Genomic DNA, 3,970 nt, shown 5'->3' with positions numbered 1-3,970 from the left:
AAATTGTCGAATCGAAGTTTCCATTTCATAAAAAGCAGGATTTGTAATATAACCACTGTCGAAAATGATGGCTTTTGTCTCGATACCGATTGATAAAGCCAGTTCTCCATCTACTTGATAAAACTCGGCTTGCTCAACAAATTTATCTCGATGCATCAGGCTGCTAGCAGTTTGCTCTTGGTAATTCAGCAGGATTTCATTGCTCAACGCACTGATTCGACGTCGGTCGTTCATTGGGAGTTTTAAACTTTTGGCAATCTCATCGGATGCATCAAACCCAACAATTGGCACAAGCTCGAATGGGTCATCTTCTATACGCTTGACGGAAGATTCCCCAAATACAGTCAACGCAGAGTGAGCACTCTTAAACGACAAGCCAAGTTGCATCAGTGCTAAAATCAGCTCTTTTTCAGTCTTGTAAGACTGCCAGAACTTTATAAGCCTATCGGCTAGCGACTTTCCAATGATACCTTCAAGTTCAGTTGAGTCAGAACAAACTAAGGCATCCAGAAATCGGTGAGGATCACGATTAAAATGCATTTCTAATTTATTAAGTTTCTGACTCCCCAATCCCTGTATTTGGTTTGTTCTCTGTTTTCGTAGGAACTGAAAGATGTCATGCTCATCTACACAACATAGTTTCCAGTCTGACGCATCAAGGATAAAACCGTATTCACCTTTTCTAACAACTCCCCTAACTTCAATTAAATCACCAAGTCCAGGGGCGTCAATTTCGGCTGGAACGTGTACCTCTCGACGTTTGCTATTGAAGCTTCCGTTTATCCTAAGCTTTTTGTAGCCTGGAGAAACGGAAGTAACAACCAAGCGGATTGTTACCCATCGATTAGCACTCAACTTAATTCCTCAAAATCATCAAACAAGACTATTTTATAACCCGAAGAGATATAAGCATCAGCTTCATTTTTTTGACTAAGAGTCCTTTCTAGCTTTTTTATTTCATAGACCAACGAGTTGTTTTTTGCTTCTGCACGAAGTAATAACGACTCTAACCTGTGAATTTCTTTATCCTGCTTATCCAGGATTTTTTTGAGCGCTTTCAAATCAGGACTATCACTCTGTCGAACAAAACTCTCATGCACCAAACAAGAGTCAAGTCCTATATGCTCAATGGCCCAATTCAGTATATTAATTGTATCTTTCGCACCTCGCTCCTCGTCGAGAGCTTGTCGGTCAAATCCCGCAAGTTCTGCCAAAAGTGACTTATTGACATCCAATGTGTTCTTTCGAGCTGGAAGCTTATACCCGTTCTCTATAGCTGATTTAAGAAAAGCGACTAACTTCATCGCATTATTACTCTTTGCAGTTTGAAGCGTTAGTTGAGTCAGCTTATTTTGCTCCATACTTCGCACCCGATTTATTCAAATACCTAACGAACTCTGCAAGATATTTACTATCAGCAATTTTTTTTGGTATTGCTCCCAGCCCATCATCAGCAAGAATGACTTTTGAACTACCATTTTCATTTCTCAGGCCAATACCAAATCGCTGATCTTCCAAGTATTGCAGCAATAGATTTAACGCGTGAGCAGTATATTCAAATTCCTTTTGAAAAGTACTTTCCTGCTTTTCCTCAGTTATTCGAACTGAATCTTCAGGTTTATTAAAAACAAACCCCGATTCCTTGTAATCATCACTCAGATAATAAGTAATTTGAGCTTTTGCGTCTTTTAACGCTGCCGAAGTTCTGTCTAGCTCTCCCTTTAAACTGCTAATTTCTGCATCCTTTGCTTCGATTAGCTGTTCAAGCTGACTTGTCGAATAGTGACCCATTGAATCAGAAGATAAAAACAAGCTTCTTTTCTGAAATTCGTCTTTCAATTTTTCAACGTAAACTTGTTGACGAGTAATTGTTGTTCTATGACATCCTAAATACTCGCAACAGTCAGCTAACAGGTCTTCAAAGCGTTCAAGTTTCATACGCTTGGGCAGAGAATTAATAAACTCATCAATTGCATCTAGCTTTGCTTGTATACGATTTTGTTGAAATGACTTGAAGTTATTCGTACCTTTTTTAGCTCCCATTTGAGAGGCCTTGCAACTGTGGGAGTATTTCCGATTTACTTAATTCATCAAAAGTCAGTTTATTTTTACGCATAATTGCAGCTATGTGACCGGCAACGACGTCAATATCGCTGAAGCTCTCTTCACCAAATTGAACGCCGCCATGCACAAATCTTCTAGCTGCTATTTCAACTTTTGCTAAAAAGTCTCCAGATGTGAACTGCGGGTAAGCTTTGGCGTCAACAAGCCGAGATAGAAAACTCTGAATTTCATCTTCGCAATCCAAAGAAATTTTAAATGCATTTCTTAGTAAGTCAGGATCTCTACAAACATACTCTCCCTGTGCCGGGTCCATTTTAGCATGCTGCTCAAGTGTATTAATGATAAAAACACAAGCCGATATTTCTAATCTATCATTCATTAGCCGATCATCTATGTTTTCTATCGTTTGCGAAGATACTTTCCGATGTATTGCATTTTTCAAAACTCTTTGCTTGCTTTTTGATTCAAAGTCTAGGCTACGAGCCTTGGCCTTTAGTCCCGAAATGTGGTCAAGACCAAAGATTGCTATAGGGCATAAAGCACATCGTCGTTCTTCTTTGATTATGTTTAAAACTTCAACTGGACACATCCCTCCAACAGGGCAAACACAGTCATCATAAACAGCGATATCTGCTTTATTTTGAGATTTGCGAAAAATTTCAATACCATCTTTGCCACCATAGTCTCCTAAGTCTGGAATTTTAATCGATAGCAAGTGCTGAGACTTTATCGCATCTTCAGCCGAGGTGTTTAGAGCGTCTCTCATCGCAGAGTGTTTAGCGCTTGGCTTAATAGCATTGTCACTGTTTAATAATCTAGTCTGTTCTTTCAGCTCCCTGAAAGTAAGACCTTTTCTTATTGCTTGGTCTGTTGCTTCTAATCTTTCAAGTCGGTCTTGCTCATACTCTCCCTTAGCATAATGATCAACCATAGCCGATGCGGACCAACCTTGTTGCTCCATCAAAACGGCATCGTGGAGATGAAAACGTCTCATTACTGTAAACGTATTACGCATAGCATGGGGAGTATGTACTGGGCGATATACAATTTCTGATGCTTCTGTTTCATATTCGATTCCGTTGGCATCTACATATTTTGTATTTATCATCTTGGGGTTACGGGAGCTGTCTTTTCTACCCTTTTCCCGTCGGCAATCTATGTACACGAATCGATGACAATCTTCTCGTCTCCCCTCGGAACGACAAAATTTGTTATACTCCACGTCAATAAACTTCATGAATTTTAACCAATATTTGTTATACACACTGTCATGAAATGGCTGATTCTTATTAGGATTATTAAAGAGAGGAGTAATGCCGTCGTGGTAAGTTCCGTCACTCTCATTACCCTCGTAAGGAATTCGTACAGGTCCCATGGGAATTTGTTCTAATTGAAACTGCTTCTCTAGCAACAGCGTTTTAAATACATACGAGGGTATAGCTACATTTCGATGAGGATTGGTCTTATCTACTGTGACGTGCAAATTTGAAAAGTACTGCTCGGTAGTGAAGTTAAATTGATCAAAAAGCGTAATATCCAACCACTGAGTATTTTGTACACGGCTACCGATATGCATGGCTGAACGAAGCATTCTAAACACACTATTAAAAGCAAAAATACGCTTTTCTCCGTTATCATCAAGTTCGATAAGATTAAATAACGAGGGAATTAAATCTACCAGGACCACTTTGCCATCTACCTTCAACTCGAAAGTTTCACCCCAGTCCGCTGGAATTATCATTCCTTGGTTCTTTATCAGCTCACTTCTAAACTTTTCTCCATCGATAGTTCCATTAAGTATCGATTGTTGTATTCGGTAATTTACATTCTCAAACTCATCAAATGCAGCTAATACAAAAGGAATAACTTTTCGAGGAAAAGCGTGCGTATTCTGCTGAACGTGAAC

4 protein-coding genes are annotated in these 3,970 nt (G+C 39.3%); all 4 read right to left on the bottom strand.

Translation table 11 applies throughout. The annotated features are described in order from the left end of the window. The coding region (locus B4K11_RS09940) for a helix-hairpin-helix domain-containing protein (protein WP_292959350.1) at positions 1-855 on the bottom strand (855 nt) is incomplete at its 3' end. Beyond that, on the bottom strand, positions 852-1,361 hold the full coding sequence (locus B4K11_RS09935; RefSeq protein ID WP_292959349.1) for a hypothetical protein: 510 nt from the start codon (positions 1,359-1,361) through the stop codon (positions 852-854). The genes B4K11_RS09940 and B4K11_RS09935, both read right to left, overlap by 4 nt. Then, on the bottom strand, positions 1,348-2,043 hold the full coding sequence (locus tag B4K11_RS09930; RefSeq protein ID WP_292959348.1) for a hypothetical protein: 696 nt from the start codon (positions 2,041-2,043) through the stop codon (positions 1,348-1,350). Before B4K11_RS09930 ends, B4K11_RS09935 begins: the two co-directional genes overlap by 14 nt. After that, the coding region (locus B4K11_RS09925; RefSeq protein WP_272965009.1) for a hypothetical protein at positions 2,033-3,970 on the bottom strand (1,938 nt) is incomplete at its 5' end. The genes B4K11_RS09925 and B4K11_RS09930, both read right to left, overlap by 11 nt.

Origin of the sequence: Neptuniibacter sp. UBA6509, assembly GCA_002435145.1 — a bacterium.
Taxonomy (GTDB): Bacteria; Pseudomonadota; Gammaproteobacteria; order Pseudomonadales; family Balneatricaceae; genus Neptuniibacter.
This window is presented reverse-complemented; position numbering and strand designations above follow the sequence as displayed.

Excerpts from the sequence above, each read along its gene's own strand:
- B4K11_RS09935 (WP_292959349.1), bottom strand. The coding sequence starts at position 1,361 with ATGGAGCAAAATAAGCTGACTCAACTAACGCTTCAAACTGCAAAGAGT.
- B4K11_RS09930 (WP_292959348.1), bottom strand. The coding sequence starts at position 2,043 with ATGGGAGCTAAAAAAGGTACGAATAACTTCAAGTCATTTCAACAAAAT.